General features: G+C 44.9%; 23 protein-coding genes. 10 read left to right on the top strand and 13 right to left on the bottom strand.

From position 1 onward, the window contains the following. Window positions 1–88 precede the first annotated feature (88 nt). Entirely contained in the window at window positions 89–1,342 is a 1,254-nt protein-coding gene (locus R7P36_RS07910) for a uracil-xanthine permease family protein (protein WP_005389855.1), read from the bottom strand. A 365-nt stretch (window positions 1,343–1,707) separates the two neighbouring features. Between R7P36_RS07910 and R7P36_RS07905 the strand changes: the two genes are divergently transcribed. Beyond that, complete coding sequence (locus R7P36_RS07905; RefSeq protein ID WP_053349809.1) at window positions 1,708–2,916, top strand: DUF2066 domain-containing protein; 1,209 nt, start codon at window positions 1,708–1,710, stop codon at window positions 2,914–2,916. Window positions 2,917–3,056: 140 nt separating this feature from the next. On the opposite strand, the gene R7P36_RS07900 is transcribed toward R7P36_RS07905, so the two are convergent. The 4 genes from R7P36_RS07900 to R7P36_RS07885 are packed head-to-tail and all read right to left on the bottom strand — an operon-like array spanning window position 3,057 to window position 5,908. Further along, window positions 3,057–3,497, bottom strand: coding sequence for a DUF2069 domain-containing protein (locus tag R7P36_RS07900; protein ID WP_005380407.1), 441 nt, complete (start codon window positions 3,495–3,497; stop codon window positions 3,057–3,059). Window positions 3,498–3,519: 22 nt separating this feature from the next. Then, a complete protein-coding gene (gene wrbA, locus R7P36_RS07895) occupies window positions 3,520–4,089 on the bottom strand; it encodes an NAD(P)H:quinone oxidoreductase (RefSeq protein ID WP_017820823.1) in 570 nt (189 codons plus the stop codon). Beyond that, on the bottom strand, window positions 4,090–4,440 hold the full coding sequence (gene arsC / locus R7P36_RS07890) for an arsenate reductase (glutaredoxin) (RefSeq protein ID WP_005380410.1): 351 nt from the start codon (window positions 4,438–4,440) through the stop codon (window positions 4,090–4,092). Between the two features lie 16 nt (window positions 4,441–4,456). Further along, window positions 4,457–5,908, bottom strand: coding sequence for a tetratricopeptide repeat protein (locus R7P36_RS07885; RefSeq protein ID WP_213899289.1), 1,452 nt, complete (start codon window positions 5,906–5,908; stop codon window positions 4,457–4,459). A gap of 257 nt (window positions 5,909–6,165) precedes the next feature. Between R7P36_RS07885 and R7P36_RS07880 the strand changes: the two genes are divergently transcribed. Next, complete coding sequence (locus tag R7P36_RS07880; protein WP_165439040.1) at window positions 6,166–6,402, top strand: sulfurtransferase TusA family protein; 237 nt, start codon at window positions 6,166–6,168, stop codon at window positions 6,400–6,402. A 1-nt stretch (window position 6,403) separates the two neighbouring features. Then, window positions 6,404–7,477, top strand: a complete 1,074-nt coding sequence (locus R7P36_RS07875; protein WP_005389843.1) for an AI-2E family transporter — start codon at window positions 6,404–6,406, stop codon at window positions 7,475–7,477. Window positions 7,478–7,554: 77 nt separating this feature from the next. Here R7P36_RS07875 and bcp read toward each other — a convergent pair whose 3' ends face one another. Beyond that, window positions 7,555–8,025 (bottom strand): thioredoxin-dependent thiol peroxidase, encoded by a 471-nt coding sequence (bcp, locus tag R7P36_RS07870; protein ID WP_213899290.1) that lies wholly within the window; start codon window positions 8,023–8,025, stop codon window positions 7,555–7,557. 16 nt (window positions 8,026–8,041) lie between these two features. Beyond that, complete coding sequence (locus tag R7P36_RS07865; RefSeq protein WP_005380420.1) at window positions 8,042–8,584, bottom strand: glycine cleavage system protein R; 543 nt, start codon at window positions 8,582–8,584, stop codon at window positions 8,042–8,044. Between the two features lie 476 nt (window positions 8,585–9,060). On the opposite strand from R7P36_RS07865, the gene dapA reads away from it, so the two are divergent. Beyond that, entirely contained in the window at window positions 9,061–9,939 is an 879-nt protein-coding gene (gene dapA / locus R7P36_RS07860) for a 4-hydroxy-tetrahydrodipicolinate synthase (protein WP_047102853.1), read from the top strand. An 80-nt stretch (window positions 9,940–10,019) separates the two neighbouring features. Continuing rightward, window positions 10,020–11,039: an outer membrane protein assembly factor BamC gene (bamC, locus tag R7P36_RS07855; RefSeq protein ID WP_017820821.1), complete on the top strand. Its 1,020-nt coding sequence runs from the start codon at window positions 10,020–10,022 to the stop codon at window positions 11,037–11,039. A 106-nt stretch (window positions 11,040–11,145) separates the two neighbouring features. Here bamC and R7P36_RS07850 read toward each other — a convergent pair whose 3' ends face one another. Genes R7P36_RS07850 through R7P36_RS07835 form a run of 4 tightly spaced genes read right to left on the bottom strand, consistent with a single transcriptional unit; the run spans window position 11,146 to window position 13,564 of the window. Continuing rightward, window positions 11,146–11,349: a DUF2897 family protein gene (locus R7P36_RS07850; protein ID WP_005380425.1), complete on the bottom strand. Its 204-nt coding sequence runs from the start codon at window positions 11,347–11,349 to the stop codon at window positions 11,146–11,148. Further along, window positions 11,346–12,044 carry a M15 family metallopeptidase gene (locus R7P36_RS07845; protein WP_213899291.1) on the bottom strand — a complete coding sequence of 233 codons (699 nt, stop codon included), beginning with the start codon at window positions 12,042–12,044 and terminating at the stop codon, window positions 11,346–11,348. Before R7P36_RS07845 ends, R7P36_RS07850 begins: the two co-directional genes overlap by 4 nt. A 14-nt stretch (window positions 12,045–12,058) precedes the next feature. Next, entirely contained in the window at window positions 12,059–13,195 is a 1,137-nt protein-coding gene (gene dapE / locus R7P36_RS07840) for a succinyl-diaminopimelate desuccinylase (protein ID WP_213899292.1), read from the bottom strand. Between the two features lie 18 nt (window positions 13,196–13,213). Further along, a complete protein-coding gene (locus R7P36_RS07835; protein WP_005380431.1) occupies window positions 13,214–13,564 on the bottom strand; it encodes an ArsC family reductase in 351 nt (116 codons plus the stop codon). Between the two features lie 291 nt (window positions 13,565–13,855). On the opposite strand from R7P36_RS07835, the gene R7P36_RS07830 reads away from it, so the two are divergent. After that, a complete protein-coding gene (locus R7P36_RS07830; RefSeq protein WP_005380433.1) occupies window positions 13,856–14,143 on the top strand; it encodes a winged helix-turn-helix domain-containing protein in 288 nt (95 codons plus the stop codon). A 34-nt stretch (window positions 14,144–14,177) separates the two neighbouring features. Here R7P36_RS07830 and R7P36_RS07825 read toward each other — a convergent pair whose 3' ends face one another. Both R7P36_RS07825 and R7P36_RS07820 read right to left on the bottom strand, forming a co-directional pair. Beyond that, entirely contained in the window at window positions 14,178–14,510 is a 333-nt protein-coding gene (locus R7P36_RS07825; protein ID WP_005380435.1) for a DUF4156 domain-containing protein, read from the bottom strand. Window positions 14,511–14,513: 3 nt separating this feature from the next. Further along, a complete protein-coding gene (locus R7P36_RS07820) occupies window positions 14,514–14,867 on the bottom strand; it encodes a DUF2956 domain-containing protein (RefSeq protein ID WP_005380437.1) in 354 nt (117 codons plus the stop codon). Between the two features lie 144 nt (window positions 14,868–15,011). On the opposite strand from R7P36_RS07820, the gene R7P36_RS07815 reads away from it, so the two are divergent. The 4 genes from R7P36_RS07815 to R7P36_RS07800 all read left to right on the top strand — a co-directional run. Further along, on the top strand, window positions 15,012–15,497 hold the full coding sequence (locus R7P36_RS07815; protein ID WP_213899298.1) for a DUF2919 domain-containing protein: 486 nt from the start codon (window positions 15,012–15,014) through the stop codon (window positions 15,495–15,497). 46 nt (window positions 15,498–15,543) lie between these two features. After that, window positions 15,544–16,446, top strand: coding sequence for a Dyp-type peroxidase (locus R7P36_RS07810; protein ID WP_213899293.1), 903 nt, complete (start codon window positions 15,544–15,546; stop codon window positions 16,444–16,446). Between the two features lie 142 nt (window positions 16,447–16,588). Next, a complete protein-coding gene (locus R7P36_RS07805; protein WP_005380443.1) occupies window positions 16,589–17,728 on the top strand; it encodes a flagellin in 1,140 nt (379 codons plus the stop codon). Further along, window positions 17,721–17,992: hypothetical protein (locus R7P36_RS07800; RefSeq protein ID WP_318099276.1), on the top strand; the 272-nt coding region annotated here is incomplete at its 3' end. The genes R7P36_RS07805 and R7P36_RS07800, both read left to right, overlap by 8 nt.

Genomic DNA, 17,992 nt, shown 5'->3' with positions numbered 1-17,992 from the left:
GAAAAAGGCTTGGTGAAAACCAAGCCTTTTTTGTATCTACAAGAGGAGAAGAGTAAGACACGCCACCTAATAAAGCGGCGCAAACGAACTATTTCGCGCTTTCTTCTTCCATTTGTGCGTTATCCACAACGTGGTTTTCACCTAAATCGTTTGGTAGCACAAGGTTAAGAATAATTGCCACGATACCGCATAGGCTCACACCCTGTAGACTGAACTCACCAATACCGAAAGCCATACCACCAATGCCAAACACAAGTGTTACGGCAACAATCACTAGGTTACGAGACTTATGTAAATCAACGTTATTCTTGATCAGTGTGTTGAGGCCTACCGTTGCGATGGAGCCGAACAGCAGAATCATGATGCCGCCCATAACAGGAACTGGAATCGTTTGAAGAACCGCACCTAGCTTACCTACCAATGCAAGTACGATTGCGGTGATTGCTGCCCAAGTCATGATCACAGGGTTAAATGCTTTGGTTAGCATTACCGCTCCTGTTACTTCACTGTAAGTGGTGTTTGGTGGAGCACCCACCATCGAAGCTGCGATAGTTGCCACCCCGTCACCTGCGATTGTGCGGTGAAGGCCTGGTTTTTTCAGGTAGTTTTTACCTGTAACGTTTGAGATAGCAAGCATGTCACCTACGTGCTCAACCGCAGGTGCGATAGCGACAGGAATCATGAACAAAATTGCGTTGATATTGAACTCTGGCGCGGTGAAGTTTGGCATGGCTAGCCAAGCCGCTTGTTCTACGGGAGTGAAATCAACCACACCGTAGAATAGAGAAACAGAGTAACCAGCAAGAATACCACCAACAATAGGAACGAGCTTTAAAAAGCCTTTTGCAAAAACGCTAAGTACAATGGTTGTGAGCAGTGAGACCGCCGAGATAATGATCGCAGCATCACCATTAACTAGCTGTGCAGCTCCATCACCAGTTTTACCTACCGCCATGTTCACTGCTGTTGGGGCAAGGCCAAGGCCGATAACCATGATCACAGGGCCAACGACAACAGGCGGGAGAATTTTATGGATAAATCCAACACCGCGCACTTTGATCATCGCCCCTAGAGCCACATAAACTAAGCCCGCTGCCATCAAGCCGCCCATCGTTGCACCGATACCCCAAGTTTGGATACCGAACATAATAGGAGCAATAAACGCAAAAGAAGAGGCAAGGAAGATGGGAACAGAACGTTTAGTCATTAATTGGAAGAGGAGAGTACCGACACCGGCACCAAAGAGGGCTACGTTTGGATCAAGGCCAGTTAGGAGCGGCACAAGCACCAAAGCACCAAAAGCGACAAAGAGCATTTGAGCGCCTTGTAACGCGTTTTTCATAATAATTCCCTATTTTCAAGATACGCAGACAAATCCGGCGAATACTATCATCCTGCAATCGTTTGCAATGTTGCATAGATCAAACTTTCGATTGAATTTTTCTCATAAATAGCACTTTTGAGAGTTGCTTGCTTGCAAATTGTCCTCTTTTACGTGTCTTGCGTGAAGATGAAAAATGGACAGCCTAACTTGTTGAGATAGCTTAATAAGCAATGAGTTTATTATAAAAAATAGCACTGAAGCGCTGGTTGAGGCCCGAGTTAACAAAGCTGGTCATAATACAGACAATTTACTCAGTACTTGCCTTGCTCAAGATTTGATAGTTGCTTATTATTCGGGTTCTTGTTCAGAGGATTATAAAAACTATGCGCTATTTAGCTCTCTTACTGATAGGTTGGTTGTCCCTACCAGTATATGCATTAACTCAGGTGGATATCTATCGTGCCGAAGTGGTTATCGACAGTGAGCAGAACGACGGTGAGTCTTTGGCTCGTCAACAAGGTATGCAGGATGTGATTGTTCGAGCGACCGGTTCTCAATCCTCTTTAAGCAATCCAGTGATTAAAAAGGCACTCAGCTCAAGTGCGCGTTACATTTCTCAACTGAGCTATGGGCAGGTTGATGGAAAAGCGAGCCTAAAAATGTTGTTTAACAACGACCAAATCAGCTCTCTTTTAACACAAGCACAATTGCCATCTTGGTCGCCAAATCGTGCCAATATTTTAGTTTGGATGGTTGAAGAACGGGGTTACGATCGTAACATTGCGTGGGAACATTCTGAATCTTCAAATGTTGCAGCACTTCGTAGCGCAGCGAAATTAAGAGGCCTACCAATCACTATCCCGGTTGGGGATTTTGATGATGTGACCGGTGTTAATGTCTCTGATCTTTGGGGCGGCTTTATTGAGCCAATTGGTCAAGCCAGCCAGCGCTACCCAGCTGACGCCGTTTTGGTTGTACGAGCTCAAGGTGAACAAATTCGTTGGACACTCTACGACCAGTCGCCAACGAGAATTGTAGAAGCGCAACGTTCTCCGCGTAGCGGGTCTGCATCAGGTGCTAATGCTATTGCAGAAATGGTGGATGGCATCGCAGACTACTATGCAAGTAAGAGTGCAGTTGTGGTTTCAGGAAAGTCTTCAAAAGCGCTAGCAGTGAAAGTCCTTAATGTAACCTCTGCCACGGACTTCTTCCGTTTAGAGAATGCGTTAAAACAACTTAATTCGGTTGCGGGTACAGAGATTAAGCGTGTTCAAGGGGACGAGTTAACGCTCAACATCCACCTTTTGGCATCACAACAAGCTTTTGAGAAAGAAGCTTCTTCTATTTCTCAATTAATGGTTTTTGAAGATCCTTTAGGTGAAGTTGATGCCCCAGCTTCAACTCAAGAAGAAGAGCCATTGGTTCAGAGTAATGAAGCAAAAGACGCCGCGACGCCAAAAGAAGCGCAGCCTGAAGTACCAGTAAATGTTGTGGCAGAAGCAAGTGACGAAACACAACCAACTCAGCCGATGATTGTGGAGCCTGTCCGAGAACAGTATGACTTGATCTACGAGTGGCGCTCGGCATCGTAATCGCCTTGGTAGCGTTCCAGGCGTGAAACGCAAGGATCAAAGACCAATGTGGTAAGCATAAAAAAGAGTCGCAATAGCGACTCTTTTTGTTTTCTAAATTCGTATTCGAACCAATGATCAGTGATTGACTGCGATTGGCGTTATTTATTGAATTTCGCTTTTTCTTCTTTTTCTACTTGAGAGAGGCGTTTCAACTTAAGACCTAGCTCTTTGCCTCTCGCTCTAGCAAACAAAATATTGCCAGCGAAACCGAGTGAAGTCAGTATCAGTTCCACTGCCGCAAGCCAGCGTTCACCCCCATCCACATAAAGGATGGTCAGCGCATGCAAGAAATACAGCATAAGAACAAAGTTAGCCCAAGCATGAGTGTAAGGCTTACCAGCTAAAATACCAGGCAACGGAAGTAGTAGCGGAATACACCAAGCAATAGCAAGTGTTGTGCTGCTGAGGTGAGGATGAGGGGATAACGCAAGCTGCCAAATAGCGACCCAGGCTAATAAGGCTAAGTTGCCAAATAAAGCCAGGTAACGATAGGTTTTAGCCTGTGTACCGAGTGGTGTTTGGTCTAAAGAGTCAGACATCGATTAACTATCCTTGATTTTACTAACAGACTTTTAGTTTTAACGCTGCAGTTGCCAGCCTTTTGCCTAATTGTTGTGCCAGGCGAATCTCTTCACTGCTTAGGGTTGCCTCATGGCCTACACTGCTGGCGCCATACGGAGTGCCTCCGGACTGCGTAGTGTGTAACTCTGGCTCGGAATAAGGAATGCCCAAAACCATCATCCCGTGATGCAATAAAGGGGTCATCATGCTTTGTAACGTTGTTTCTTGACCACCATGCATCGAGGACGAAGAGGTAAAGACACAAGCAGGCTTATCGATTAAGTCACCACTGACCCATAAAGATGTAGTCTGATCCCAGAAGTGCTTTAAAGGCGCAGCCATGTTGCCAAACCAGACGGGACTGCCAAACGCTAGACCGTCGCACGTTTTCAGTTCCTCTAGAGTAACAATTGGATCAGAAGGGGAGTGTGAGTGAGGTGACAATTCTTCAACTGTACGCAAAATTACTTGGCATTGAGGAGTCGATTCGACTCCTCTTGCTATTTGTCTTGCCAGTTGTTTTGTCGAGCCATGACGGCTGAAATACAAAATAAGGATCTGGCAATCCATTTATAAAATATCCAACACTTGCTCTGGTGGGCGACCAATTTTTGCTTTGCCGTTAGCAACGACTACCGGACGCTCAAACAACTTTGGATTTTTCGCCATTGCTTCGAATAATTGCTCATCGCTGACGGAGTCTTCGCCTAAGCCAAGCTCTTTATATTCACTTTCTTTAGTGCGCATCATTTCACGTACAGATGAAAAGCCAAGCTGGGCGTACAGCGCTTTTAGTTCATCCACGTTAAGTGGTGTGTCTAGGTATTTGACGACTTCCGGTGTAACACCATTTTGCTCAAGCAGTTCAAGTGTTTGACGGCTCTTTGAGCAACGAGGGTTGTGATAAATCACGACTGACATGGTTTTCTCCATTTCGTTATTGTAATGCCATGAATCGATCTCTTTGGATCATGAGTTGGTCGATACGGGCATCGTATCGCGCTTGCTCTAAGCTGCCCAACTTGGCCATTTTACTTGCTTCACTATAATATTGAATCGCTTTATTCCAATTTGCTCGCAATGCCAAAATTTCTGCTCGAGCAGCCAACTCTTCATCGCTACGCCCCAGCGCGTGGTAGCTCTTCGATATTAGGTGCCAGCCATTTGTATCTTCAGGATAGTCATGAGTGTATCTTTGAAGAACTCGCGTGGCTTGATCGTTTTTATTGTCCTCAAGTAGCGCATTGGCGTAGTTAATGGTCAATACTTTACTTTGAGGGTTACGAGATAACGCTTTGCGGAGCATCTCGGTCGCTTTTTCTGGCTGCTTCTTCTCGATATATAAATCCGTCATAGCGTCCAAGTAAAACGGGTTACTTGGGTCTTGTTCCAGTAACTTTTTCAAAATTGGTTCCGCTTGAGATAAGCGTTTATTGTCTAAATGCACGAGTGCTCGACCATAATCAAAAGCAGGTGTAATGTCCGCAGAGGCTTTCTTTTGGGTTCTCTCAAACCAGCTCAGGGCGGCTTGTCCATCAATGCCAGCGTAACGAGCCACAATGCGTGCGCGAGCTAGATGATAGTCTATTGAAGGCACAACACGCATTGGAGGATAGGTTCTTGCTCGCGCACGGCTATCGGTAATTCGATCTTCAGGCAGAGGGTGAGTCAGGAGCATTGGTGGCGGTTTACTCGCATAACGATACTCATCAGCAAGACGGCCAAAAAACCTTGGCATTGCTTGAACATCAAAACCGGCTTTTGCTAGTGTCGAAATACCAAAGCGATCCGCTTCTTTTTCGTTTGCACGAGTGTAGTTGATTTGACTTTGCATGTTGCCCGCGGTTGCTGCTGTAATTGCAGCCATCCCCGCTTCGGGTGAGGCAATTGAAAGCAGTAGTGCCCCCGCAAGTGCGGCTAATGTGGCCGGAGAGCGGCGTGCTTGTTCTTCCATACTCCGAGCAAGATGACGTTGTGTGACGTGCGCTATCTCGTGAGCGACAACAGAGGCCAGCTCACTTTCTGAACGAGCATGAAGAAACAACCCAGAATGCAGCGCTACATAGCCACCAAAAAACGCGAATGCGTTGATATTACGGTCGCGAATCATAAAGAAATGGAACGGCGTTTTTACATCATTCGCATTGGCCACTAATTTGTGCCCAAGAGAGTCAATATATTCATTGATGACAGGGTCATTAACGATAGGTTTACTGGCTCTGAGCATACGCATATAGGCGTCGCCATAAATCAACTCTTGGTCTATTGAAAGCGTGCCACCAGCAGCTGTGCCAATGTCTGGCAAGTCAATGCTATTGGCATAAGTTGTCGGCGAACTGATGGCAGCAGCAAGACATAAGCAAACTAGCGAGCGAGTGCGTTTTAACATACGTTTAAAAGGTTCTCCAAAATACATAAGCATGTGGTTACAGGTCGAGAGCCTATTAACAGCGCCACATACGTTTTGGTTATCCGTGAGGATATAAGCTAACAGTAAGACCGGAAATAAATGAATTGGTTTCGTAAATTATTTTATATCCGAGCTATTTCAGCATGTGGTTAAATCATGTCAGAAGTGCTAGCACCAGCTCAAAAAGCCGTTACAATACAACCCTATCATAAGTGCAGAGCAATACAATGGAATCCATGTTACTTGATTTGCGTGAGCAACGTTGTCCTATGGCACTGTTACTTGCAAAGCGTCATGCTGCTGAGGTCTTTCAAGGAGAAGCAAAGCAGTATCATCAACTTGTCATTCAAGTGGTGGACAACAGCTCTAAACGAGACATTGTGAACTATCTTAGTGCCCAAGGGTACTCTGTTGATTGCCAATCTACATCAGAGCACTACACATTGACTGTCTTCAATAAGGAATCCTCATAAGATGTTTGAAATGGTTAGTCGTTGGTATAAACGACGTTTCTCTGACCCTCACGCAGTAAGTCTCGTCGCGATCTTGCTGTTTGGCTTTATCACCATTTACTTCTTTGGACACTTGATTGCGCCATTACTTGTCGCGATCGTTTTGGCTTATCTACTTGAATGGCCAGTTGTCAAAATGTGTCGTATGGGCGTGCCGCGCACTTTGTCGGTTATTATCGTGATCTTGGTCTTTGTCGGGTTAATGTTAATTGCGTTGTTTGGCTTGGTTCCGACGATTTGGACTCAGGTCGGTAATCTAATTAACGATATTCCGAACATGTACAACGGGCTACAAAAGTTTATTGTCACATTGCCAGAGCGCCATCCTGAACTAGCCAATTTAGAAATAGTAGAAACCGTGGTGACGAACGCCAAAAACCAAGCACTGGGGCTGGGTGAAAGTGTCGTCAAAGGGTCGCTTGCTTCATTAGTTAGCATTGCAACGCTAGCGGTATATTTGATCTTAGTGCCACTCCTTATCTTCTTTTTGCTTAAAGACAAAGAAGAAATGCTGCGAATCGCAAGTGGTATTCTGCCGAAAAACCGTAAATTGGCGAATAAAGTTTGGCATGAAATGAACGAGCAGATATCAAATTACATTCGCGGTAAAGTGTTAGAGATTTTAATCGTGGGCGGTGTGAGCTACGTGACTTTTGCCCTTTTAGATCTTCGTTACTCGGCGTTGCTTGCCGTAGCTGTTGGTCTGTCGGTTTTGATTCCTTATATCGGTGCGGCGGCTGTTACTGTACCTGTTGCTATCGTTGGTTTGTTCCAATGGGGTTTAACGCCTCCGTTTTATTGGTTGTTGCTTGCTTACGGTATTATCCAGGCGCTGGATGGTAATGTGTTGGTTCCTGTTCTGTTTTCCGAGGCAGTAAACTTACACCCAGTTGCTATCATTGTGGCTGTATTAGTCTTTGGTGGGCTGTGGGGTTTTTGGGGGGTGTTCTTCGCCATTCCTTTAGCGACATTAGTCAAAGCCGTATGGCATGCATTACCAAGCACGGAAGAAAACGAACCTGTCGAACAAGAGTAGTTGTTACCAAAGGTACGATGGTTACAAGAAAGCCCAGCAGTTTGCTGGGCTTTTTGTTTGTAGAAAAACAATAGCGTTTAAGCGTTTTCGTTTAAGTAGTTTAATACGACTTCGTGGTGATCTTTGGTTTTGAACTTGTTGAACACATGTTCGATCAAGCCTTCTTCATTGATCAGAAAGCTAATGCGGTGAAGACCGTCGTATACTTTACCCATGAATTTCTTTTCGCCCCAAACGCCGAACTGGTCAGCAACGGCATGGTCTTCATCAGAAAGCAGAGTGAAGTTTAAATCATCGCGCTCGATGAACTTGCCTAGACGCTTTACAGGGTCGATGCTTACGCCGAGTACTACCACGTTATGTGCATCGAGTTCAGCTTTGATGTCACGAAGGCCTTTTGCTTGTGTAGTACAACCCGGCGTCATCGCCTTAGGGTAAAAGTAGAAAAGTACTTTCTTGCCTTTAAAGTCTTCAAGAGAAACGGTATTTCCGTCTTGGTCGAGCAAAGAGAAGGCTGGCGCTGGCGAGCCTGCTGTCAGCGTATTCATTTTGATTTCCTTTACTTTATAGTGTGTTTTTAATGAAATTCAGAGAACCTTGTACGTTGAGCGACTTACAAAGTTCATCGAAGTCTTCTTGTAACTGCATCAAATTAAAATCCGCGCTTACAGATGCAGTAATCGCAATGTGAAACTGGTCAGAATCGAGTTGAATTTTCGACTTGCTGATGGTTTGCGCGCTAAGAGAGTCTAAACCAATCTGCTGATCAGCGAAGAACTTAGTAAATTTTTCAGTTAACCCAGGGCGGTCTTCAGACTCAATAAACACTTCCATGGTGTAGCTGTTATCGAGCAGTTCGTGCGCCGCTGTGCGTTTCATGATCGTAATAAGGTCATGTTCTTGGCCAAGCAGGGGCAATTGTGTTTCAACTCGAGTCACGCTGCTGGCGTTCCCAGTCAGGAGCATGATCAGCGTAAATTCGCTGCCAAAGATAGCGATACGGCTATCGACTATGTTACAACCAGCTTGAGTAACGAGCTGTACGACTTGGTTACAAATGCCTGGACGGTCCGTTCCAACTGCTGTAAGTACCAGATGTTGCTTCATAAATGAGCTTCTTGTCCTTTCTTCAATAGAGAGATGTTAGCACAGATATTGCGAAGAAATATCGAGCCAGTTCTTTTTTAGTCCATAAAAAAGCAGTCGGAGCTTGAGGGGAGTGGTGGGAAATAAACAGTAAATGCAGGCTATAGGATAAACAAAACGTTTGCATGATGTGCTTGCCTATTGTCTGGCCGTTTTATTCACTTAGATCTGACTTGGCTAACAAGACCAAAGAGTATATTTTCCTTGCTTGTGCTCTTCAGTATTTTCCAAATCACTGATAGATTCTAAAGTCACTCGAAAGCCCAACACGATTATCAATATTGCCGTTAATCAAACCAAATAGAGCAATTAAGTTGCTAGACCTCTAACAACTGATAATTATTCATTCATTTGTACTTTGTAAGCGAGTTTACGCTCTTGTGTTTTTCAATCGCATTACAGTACCATGCAGAAAGAGTTAAATGAGGGAGATAAACATGTTTTCAGGAAGTATCGTAGCGCTGATTACGCCATTCAAAGCAGATGGCGAAGTAGACTTTGACGGTCTGCAAAAGCTAGTAGAGTACCACGTTGAAGCGGGTACAGACGGTATTGTGGCAGTAGGCACAACAGGTGAGTCAGCGACACTGACCATTGAAGAGCATGTGAAGGTCGTTAATAAAACTGTTGAGTTTGCCGACGGTCGCATCCCTGTGATTGCTGGCACGGGTGCAAATGCAACCCATGAGGCAGTAACATTTAGCAAATTACTGGCTGATTCTGGTATTGCTGGCTTCCTGAGTGTGACACCGTATTACAACAAACCAACTCAAGAGGGTTTGTTTTTACATTACAAGGCAATTGCCGAAGCGAGTGACGTGCCTCTAATTTTGTACAACGTACCAGGCCGTACTGCTGTTGATATGCAGCCAGAAACAGTGGCACGCTTGTCAAAGCTTGATAATATCGTGGCTCTAAAAGATGCAACGGGCGATTTGGAACGAATTGCAATTCATCGTGAACTTTGTGGCGAAGATTTTATCTTACTAAGTGGCGATGATGCGACAGGGCTGGATTTTGTGAAACTTGGCGGCAATGGTGTTATCTCGGTAACGAACAATATTGCAGCTAAAGACATGGCAGACATGTTCCATTTGGCAAGTGAAGGTAAGTACGAAGAAGCAGAAGCGATTAACCAACGCTTGATGACTCTACACAAAAACCTTTTCATCGAAGCAAGCCCTATCCCAGTAAAATGGGCAGCGCAAAAGCTTGGTTTGATTGAAGAAGGTGGTTTGCGTCTTCCTTTAACTACGCTTTCTGAAAAATCGCAGCCGATCGTCGAGCAGTCGCTAACAGACGCCCATATTTATTAAGATTGAGCTATTAAGATTGAGTTACTAGGATTGAAGTTCATACTGGGGGCCAAAGCGCCCTCGGTGTTTTAGGAGTATAGATGAAGCTTTCAAGCCAGTTAGTGTTAAGTTCATTAGCTGTATTCGTATTGACTGCCTGTTCAGGTGGTGCCAATCAACGTCGTCAAGCAAAAGATGACTTCGAGTATTTGAACTCCCCAAATTTGGGTGAGTGGAATGTCCCAAAGGGTGCACAGCCTCAGTTTTACCCTAACTACGAGATCCCTCAGGGTAACTACGCTGGTGGTGTCGGTAAAGATGTCGACATTCGTCCACCTCAACAAGTCCTAGAGCTTATTCCCGGTGCACGTTTGGACCGCAGTAGTGATGGTGAAGTGACACTTTGGCTGCTTCGTAAAGATGAACTAGATAAAGTTTGGCAAACGGTGCAAAACATGGTCGCGGCCAACGAGATTCCAGTTGAAAGTCAAACAGACTCTCGCATCGAGACAGGATGGGTGACTTGGGATTCGCCAGATGAAGAGCTAGAAATTGGCAGCCGATATGAAATCGTACGCGCTGAAGCAAATGGTCGACACGGCTTTAAGGTGAGCCTTATTGACTGGCGTGAAGGCAATCAAGTGAAAGAAGTAACGGCGACCAACCGTGAGCGCTACAATGTGTTCATGACGAACTTGGTCACCGCTCGCTACGATCAAGAAGTGCGTGAAGAAGCACAGCGTAAAGCGCAAGAATTGGTTAAACAGATCCCAATCACAATGGGTAAAGACCGCAGCGGACTTCCTGTGATTATCGCGCGTGCGCAATACAACATGCTTTGGCAACGTCTGCCTAATATTCTACCTAAGATGGGCTTTAAGATTGAAGAGCGTAGCCAGTCTCAGGGCACAATCACTGCGAAATATGCGTCTCCGGATGATGAATTCTGGAACGATATCGGCGTTAAACCAGTGGAGTTAGCCGCTGGTAAGTACACATTCTTACTTGGTGATTTAGGCAACCGTACGTCTATCAATATCACCGACTCCTCTGGCAAGCCAGTGGAAGAAGAGTTTTTGAAATCACTAGCGCCTGTATTGGCTGCAACAGTGAAGCAGTAAACAAAGCGAGCTTAACGCGGCGTGTTTACTTAATGATAGAAAAGGGACCTAGTGGTCCCTTTTTTGATGTTTAGATTAAATGTGTCGAGATGAAGCTGGTGAGTAACTAACGAGGCTCGTTTTTGTTTTTATCTTCTTCAGCGTAGCGCTGTTTATCCAATGTGTTCAGCTTATCTAAATCGTTCTTACGGCTTTTATCCATCTGACCAAACTTCATTTTTGCGGTATATTTGAGTGCGGCAATATTACCAATGACCACGCTCAACACTACAATAATAATGACCCAAGGATTGGTTAGTATTTCTATCATAGAGCCTCCGGCGGCGTGATATTGTGAATAAATTTGGCAACGACGTTATCCAAATTATTCAGTATGACGTCAATCCCTGCAATGTTGTCGGTCTGATTTTGTTTAATCAACTGGCTTCTGAGTACATCAAGCGTCAACTGCTCGAGGCATTGCTGCCCGACAGCGCGGTGACTAATGTGCCAAGGCTCAATCGAAACGCCACCTAAATCATGCTGATAAGGAAAGAAGAAACCGAACCGACCAAGGTTGGCTTTTAACCATTGGTAGAACGCCTGCTGGTGGCCTTCAATATACTCCCAAGGTTCCAACTTGAGTTTTGTGTCAGCAGGCAATAAATTGCGCGCATAGACATCAAAATCACAACCCCAATGATGACGACTTCCTCCGGGCAATGCCGACCAGCGCAAAATGGCCATCAATTTCTCTTCGTCATTTAACTCTGCTTTATTCAAAGGGCGGGAGTTGATATCGAGAATTGGCAACTCACCAGAAAACTTCCCGTTCCAGATGGCTTTTTGGCGATTAAAGTCACGAAAACCACTGGCGATTTCCATTTTGAAACCTGCTTCTGTTGCCGCTTCAATCATCTTTAGCAGATCGTCAGCCACTTCAGGGTGGAGTAGAAACGCTTTTTGCCCCACTAGTGTGGATTGAAGATGAGAATCAGTGATTCCGGTGAGTTGCTCTGGTGTCATTGTGTTCTCGCTGATTACTTCGCCAATAGGTGTTTCAACGTGTTTTCGTACATGTCCGTCAACTTTTCAAGATCGTCGACTTTCACACACTCGTTCACTTTATGAATCGTAGCGTTAACAGGGCCTAACTCTACGACTTGACCTCCCATTCGAGCAATAAAACGACCATCAGAAGTACCGCCAGTTGTAAGTAGCGCTGGCTTCGTATCATTGACTTCGGCCACAGCAGCTACAACTGCGTCTAGCAGTGCGCCCGTATCGGTCAGGAATGGGTCACCGTTGAATGTCCATTTTAGGTCGTAGTCCAGCCCATGCTTGTCCAATGTTTCGGTAACACGCTGAACAATTGCGTCATTGTTAAGCTCAGTACTAAAACGTAGGTTGAACTGAACATGGAACTCGCCAGGAATAACGTTAGACGCACCAGTGCCAGCCGATACATTCGGGATCTGGAAACTAGTCGGTGGGAAGTAATCATTCCCTTTGTCCCATTCTGTCGTCGCGAGTTCATGAATCGCGAGTAGAGACTCGTGCACTGGATTGCTGGCTAGGTGAGGGTAGGCCACGTGGCCTTGTGTTCCTTTTACCGTTAAATCACCAGTGATGGATCCACGGCGTCCATTTTTCACTACATCGCCAACCACTTCGGTGCTGGATGGTTCACCAACAATACACATATCGATGTTCTCACCACGTTCCATCAACGTTTCTACAACGCGAACGGTACCGTTGATAAATGGCCCTTCTTCATCCGACGTAATTAAGAAGCCAATTGAGCCTTTGTGGTCTGGGTTTTCTTCAATGAAGCGTTCGACAGCAACGACCATAGCAGCTAGCGACCCTTTCATGTCAGCTGCGCCGCGGCCATGCAAGTAACCATCAATAATGGTCGGTTCAAACGGATGTGTATTCCAGTGTTCCAATTTGCCAGCTGGTACCACATCGGTGTGGCCAGCAAACGCAAATAGCGGCACTTCTGAACCACGTCGAGCCCAGAAGTTCGTGGTGTCTTCAAATACCATCACTTCAATTTCAAACCCGAGTGCTTTTAAGCGCTCGATCATCAAATCCTGACAACCTGCGTCTTCCGGCGTTACGGACTGTCTACTGATCAGATCTTTAGCAAGTGCCAATACTGGACTGTCTGTCATCCTTGAGTATTCCTTTATTTAAGAGTTGAAAATGCTAGCGTATTGATCAGCTTTAAAACCGATATGAAGTTGATCATTCACTTTTAAAATTGGGCGTTTAATCATCGCAGGGTTTTCTACCAAAAGAGCGATGGCGTTTTCCTCGTTAAGTGTGTCTTTCTGCTCTTGCGCTAATTGGCGGTAGGTTGTGCCACGTTTATTGAGCACCTGTTCCCAACCTAAAGCGCGACAAAATTCACTTACCATTTCTGCATCAATGCCTTGCTTACGGTAGTCATGGAAGTCGTAAGCAATATCCTCGGCTTCTAACCATTTCTTGGCTTTTTTGATCGTATCGCAGTTGGGAATACCAAACATGGTAATCGACATAGTCTTTCCTTTTTCTTTGTTCTATTTTTCACTGGCGCGGTTAAGACGCACTTAAGTGATTTGGGCTGTTAAAGCATCCTATCAAGAAGCAATCAAACTGACAAAATGCGGTGGAAAATATTTTCAGATAGATTGAGATAACTAATGTCACATAACTTATTTACGATGAATGCGCTATAAATCGAATAAAAATTCGTCTAAATCAAATGGAAAAGTCGAGTTATTGATCAAACGCAACACCTCGCTGAGCAAAAACGAAATAATGAATCAGCACAATTTTAGGAGGTGTCAATGGAATTGAGTCCTGTTTTTGCAAGGCGGCTATATTTGGCCTTGTTGGTGGAAAACCTAGAAAGGCCGAATGTGCCAAAGTTGATCGAAAAAACGGGGTGGCCTCGTCGTACTATTCAAGATGTACTCAAGGCGTTACCTGGGATCGGCATTGAACTCATATTCGTTCAAGATGGCCGACGTCATAATGACGGCTATTATCAACTTTCAGATTGGGGGCCTTTTGATAGCCAATGGGTTCTAGAGCGGGAGAGAGATATCGCTAGCAGTCTTGGATTTCGTGCATAAGCCAGCAATTGCTGGCTTTTTTCATATTCAGGCCTCATCCATTGCAGCGGTAGGCGGAACCCAGCACGCTAAATGAAGTGATAAAATCTTGTGGGGAAACCATAAAAACGGTGTCCGCATCGATAGCCGCTGCATTGTTTTTTAAATCGTTCATCGCGCCTTGCATCATCGCGTCATTAGTCATGAAAATGTAGTTATACCAATGGCCTTCACTTCCGGTGACTTCGCCTTTGTATTCGCATCGCTCAGGGTCGAATTGCGCGTCAATGCGAATATGAACATCTTGACTTTGAGCATGAGTAAGGTGAGAAGGCATCGTGCAACCCGTTAGAAGCACGACAAAAAGTCCAAGTAACAGGCGTTTCATTAGCTATTTCCCCAATACTATGTAAGCAGCAAAGCCAATCCAGCTCAGGACAAGTAGTGTCCAAGGCAGTTTGCTTGATGAATGGTTTGGCGCATCGTCGGTGATATTGTCTTGTTCGATAATCTCTTCATGCTGACGTTGTTTTTCACGTTGCTGTTTTTTCTTCGCTTTATCGGCTTGGCGGTTGCGCTCTTTTTGTTGTTTCTTATATTGCGCGATGCCTTTTTCGATACCTTGAGCGATGAGCTTGGTTTGCTCTTTGGTTTGCCCCGGTTTCTGCGTAGATTTGGCAATTCTCATCGCTTCGGCTTGAGTTTCTTGAGAAGGCACAGGGGTGGCAGGAGTTCTTTTTTTCATGTTTCTCATCAACGTCGCTGTAAATCTTTGTTTAGTTTACCTGTGTAAGGTGCTGAAATGAACTTCAGTTCTCATCTTTGTTGGCTTGCAACTCTGAAACGATAGGTTAAAGTGACGTTTTTATCACATAAAGAAGAAGATGTTGTGCGCTATTCGTTTGACCAATATGACGCCCATGGATTTTTAAAGGCGCCGATCATTTTATGGGTGGGATGGATGTTTCTTGTGCGTTCATGGGTGGTGTTTGCCATGGCTGGTGTAAGTCGTGATAGTGGCAGTAAGCTACTCGCTATTGTTTACCCAGATTCAAGTACGTTGTATTTAGGTTTGGCGATGGGCATTCCAAGTTTGCTTCTTATGTGGTTAATGGGGCTTCGTCATCCCCACAGAGGATGGGTAAACAGAATTACTCGCTATGGTCGCGAGATCACTTTGATCTTGTGCGGTATTCAACTTGCTCAGACCATGTATCATGTGTACCTAGAACATGGAGTGTTTAATTGGGCAAACGCCCTTACCATTACCTTATTAGCTTGGTTTATGATCTATCTTCTAAATGGAAGATGGGTAAAAGACTGTTTTCATGTGCCACAATTAGCGCACGATGAACAGCAGCATTCAAAGAATTAAAAACAATAACTTCCCACTCTGGGGCAAAGTAATAGAGGAAACCTCAATGTCACAAGCTCAAACGGCGATCGTGCCAGAAGCCGGGCCATTTGCACTGTACACTCAACTCAAAGTGAACCAAAACCGTGAAAACGTATTAGAAAAACTGAAAGCACTGCCAAAGTTGGTGGAAGAGTTAAACATTACCCAGCCGGGTGCAACGCTGACGCTTTCTATCGCATTCACAAAATCGTTTTGGGAACACCTTAATGTAGACGCGCCAGAAGAGCTTATTGATTTTACTCAACTTGGCGAAGGTGACATCGTTGCTCCAGCAACAGACGTAGATGTACTGATTCACTGTCACTCGACTCGTCACGACTTGCATTTTTACGTGTTGCGTAAGTTCCTAGAAGAGACGGCACAAGATGTCACCATTGTGGACGAAACATATGGGTACCGTTACCTTGATGCTCGTGATATGACAGACTTCATTGATGGCACAGAAAACCCGAAAGGGGAGGCTCGCGCTGATGTGGCTCTAGTAAAAGAGGGCCCATTTGCTGGAGGCAGTTATGTTATGGTTCAGCGCTTTGAACATAACCTTGCCGCTTGGAATCGATTGAATGTCAAAGCGCAAGAAAAAGTGATTGGTCGTACCAAGCCAGACTCTATCGAGCTAGAAGACGTTCCTGCTGCATCACACGTTGGTCGCGTTGATATTAAAGAAGAAGGAAAAGGTCTCAAGATTGTCCGTCATAGCTTGCCATACGGGACGGTAACAGGGCCTCATGGCCTGCTGTTTATTTCTTACTGCAATACACTTCATAACATTAAAGTGATGCTAGAAAGTATGTACGGCGTGACCGATGGTAAAACAGACCAAATGCTTCGTTTCACAAAAGCGGTAACTGGTGCGTACTTCTTCGCTCCTTCACAAGAAATGCTCGCAGAGCTAGCCATCAAGTAAGTTCTCAGACTTTATTTCTTAAGCCCTCCAATGGAGGGCTTTTGTTTTCTATTTCTATTCCAATCTCTTTTCAAAAAACACTAAACTTTTCTGTTACTTGGTCGATAAGTACTCAAAGCCTTAATTTTAGGACTCTTTATTCGTGGCGATCACCGTTAATACCAATGTTGCAGCACTTGTCGCACAACGTCATTTGACCAGTGCAACTGACATGCTGAACCAATCCATGGAGCGTTTGTCTTCAGGGAAACGTATTAACAGCGCAAAAGATGACGCGGCGGGTCTGCAAATCTCCAACCGTCTACAATCGCAAATGCGTGGTTTGGATGTCGCGGTACGTAACGCGAATGACGGCATTTCTATAATGCAAACCGCCGAAGGGGCGATGAATGAAGTGACTAACATTATGCAACGTATGCGTGATTTGTCGCTTCAATCAGCTAACGGTTCAAACAGCAAAGCGGAGCGCACTGCACTGCAAGAAGAAGTCTCTGCTTTAAATGATGAGTTAAGTCGTATTGCAGAAACCACATCTTTTGGTGGACGTAAATTGCTGAATGGCACATTCGGTACATCGTCTTTTCAAATCGGTGCAACGGCTGGTGAAGCGGTACAAATTGGCCTGCGGACCATGCAGCCGGAATCTTTAGGTAGCTTTTCAATGAGCTCATATCAAAGAGTCAGTTCAGATTGGACGGTTCAAAACGGAAATAATGAAATTGTTATCAGCTACCGTGATAACAATTTTGAAGAGCAGGAGATCCGTATTGAAGCTAAAGCTGGCGACGATATAGAAGAACTCGCGACTTACATTAACGGGCAGACCGATAAAGTGAAAGCGTCTGTTAATGAAGAGGGGCAACTGCAGTTACTCATGTCCCACAAGGACGCCATAAAATACCCTGGACCAACCTTCAGTGGTGGCCTGGCTGATGAGTTAGAACTTGGCAAGTATGTCACCGTAAATAGAACGGTAGATAGTATTGATATTAGCACGGTCGGTGGCGCTCAGATGGCGGTCGGCATTTTAGATGATGCTTTGAAAACGGTAGATGGCAGTCGTGCGGAGTTAGGCGCGTATCAAAACCGCTTTAATCACGCGATCAATAATCTCGATAACATCCACGAAAACTTAGCCGCTTCCAACAGTCGTATCCAAGACACTGACTATGCCAAAGAAACTACGCAAATGGTGAAGCAACAGATTTTACAACAGGTCAGTACTTCTATTCTGGCGCAAGCAAAACAAGCGCCAAACCTAGCATTGACCTTGCTTGGCTGATGAACGGCCTTGCCCGAATTTAACGCAAAACCTGCCTGTATCGACAATTCGAAAAGAAGCTTTAGCGAAAAATGAAAGTTTTTTTGCTTTTTTATCCGCTTTGTCACGATTACCCCTCCAAACGAATTATTTTCAAAAAAATCCAAAATTTTCTCTAAAGAAAACAGGGCATGCGCCGTTAATAAAAGTAACTTTGAGAGAACTACTTGGTTTTCCGAGACGTCGGAAACCGCTACACCGGAAAATCAATTGGAGAAATCACCA

The organism is Vibrio sp. 397, assembly GCF_033339395.1.
Taxonomy (GTDB): domain Bacteria; phylum Pseudomonadota; class Gammaproteobacteria; order Enterobacterales; family Vibrionaceae; genus Vibrio; species Vibrio alginolyticus.
Note: the sequence above shows the minus strand (reverse complement) of the source record. Positions and strands in the feature narration are given on the sequence as shown.

Excerpts from the sequence above, each read along its gene's own strand:
- arsC (WP_005380410.1), bottom strand. The coding sequence starts at position 4,440 with ATGTCAGTCGTGATTTATCACAACCCTCGTTGCTCAAAGAGCCGTCAA.
- R7P36_RS07830 (WP_005380433.1), top strand. The coding sequence starts at position 13,856 with ATGGAATTGAGTCCTGTTTTTGCAAGGCGGCTATATTTGGCCTTGTTG.
- R7P36_RS07885 (WP_213899289.1), bottom strand. The coding sequence starts at position 5,908 with ATGTTAAAACGCACTCGCTCGCTAGTTTGCTTATGTCTTGCTGCTGCC.
- R7P36_RS07850 (WP_005380425.1), bottom strand. The coding sequence starts at position 11,349 with ATGATAGAAATACTAACCAATCCTTGGGTCATTATTATTGTAGTGTTG.
- wrbA (WP_017820823.1), bottom strand. The coding sequence starts at position 4,089 with ATGGATTGCCAGATCCTTATTTTGTATTTCAGCCGTCATGGCTCGACA.
- bamC (WP_017820821.1), top strand. The coding sequence starts at position 10,020 with ATGAAGCTTTCAAGCCAGTTAGTGTTAAGTTCATTAGCTGTATTCGTA.
- dapA (WP_047102853.1), top strand. The coding sequence starts at position 9,061 with ATGTTTTCAGGAAGTATCGTAGCGCTGATTACGCCATTCAAAGCAGAT.
- R7P36_RS07835 (WP_005380431.1), bottom strand. The coding sequence starts at position 13,564 with ATGTCGATTACCATGTTTGGTATTCCCAACTGCGATACGATCAAAAAA.
- R7P36_RS07880 (WP_165439040.1), top strand. The coding sequence starts at position 6,166 with ATGTTACTTGATTTGCGTGAGCAACGTTGTCCTATGGCACTGTTACTT.
- R7P36_RS07825 (WP_005380435.1), bottom strand. The coding sequence starts at position 14,510 with ATGAAACGCCTGTTACTTGGACTTTTTGTCGTGCTTCTAACGGGTTGC.
- R7P36_RS07910 (WP_005389855.1), bottom strand. The coding sequence starts at position 1,342 with ATGAAAAACGCGTTACAAGGCGCTCAAATGCTCTTTGTCGCTTTTGGT.
- dapE (WP_213899292.1), bottom strand. The coding sequence starts at position 13,195 with ATGACAGACAGTCCAGTATTGGCACTTGCTAAAGATCTGATCAGTAGA.
- R7P36_RS07820 (WP_005380437.1), bottom strand. The coding sequence starts at position 14,867 with ATGAAAAAAAGAACTCCTGCCACCCCTGTGCCTTCTCAAGAAACTCAA.
- R7P36_RS07810 (WP_213899293.1), top strand. The coding sequence starts at position 15,544 with ATGTCACAAGCTCAAACGGCGATCGTGCCAGAAGCCGGGCCATTTGCA.
- R7P36_RS07875 (WP_005389843.1), top strand. The coding sequence starts at position 6,404 with ATGTTTGAAATGGTTAGTCGTTGGTATAAACGACGTTTCTCTGACCCT.
- bcp (WP_213899290.1), bottom strand. The coding sequence starts at position 8,025 with ATGAATACGCTGACAGCAGGCTCGCCAGCGCCAGCCTTCTCTTTGCTC.
- R7P36_RS07905 (WP_053349809.1), top strand. The coding sequence starts at position 1,708 with ATGCGCTATTTAGCTCTCTTACTGATAGGTTGGTTGTCCCTACCAGTA.
- R7P36_RS07900 (WP_005380407.1), bottom strand. The coding sequence starts at position 3,497 with ATGTCTGACTCTTTAGACCAAACACCACTCGGTACACAGGCTAAAACC.
- R7P36_RS07865 (WP_005380420.1), bottom strand. The coding sequence starts at position 8,584 with ATGAAGCAACATCTGGTACTTACAGCAGTTGGAACGGACCGTCCAGGC.
- R7P36_RS07845 (WP_213899291.1), bottom strand. The coding sequence starts at position 12,044 with ATGACACCAGAGCAACTCACCGGAATCACTGATTCTCATCTTCAATCC.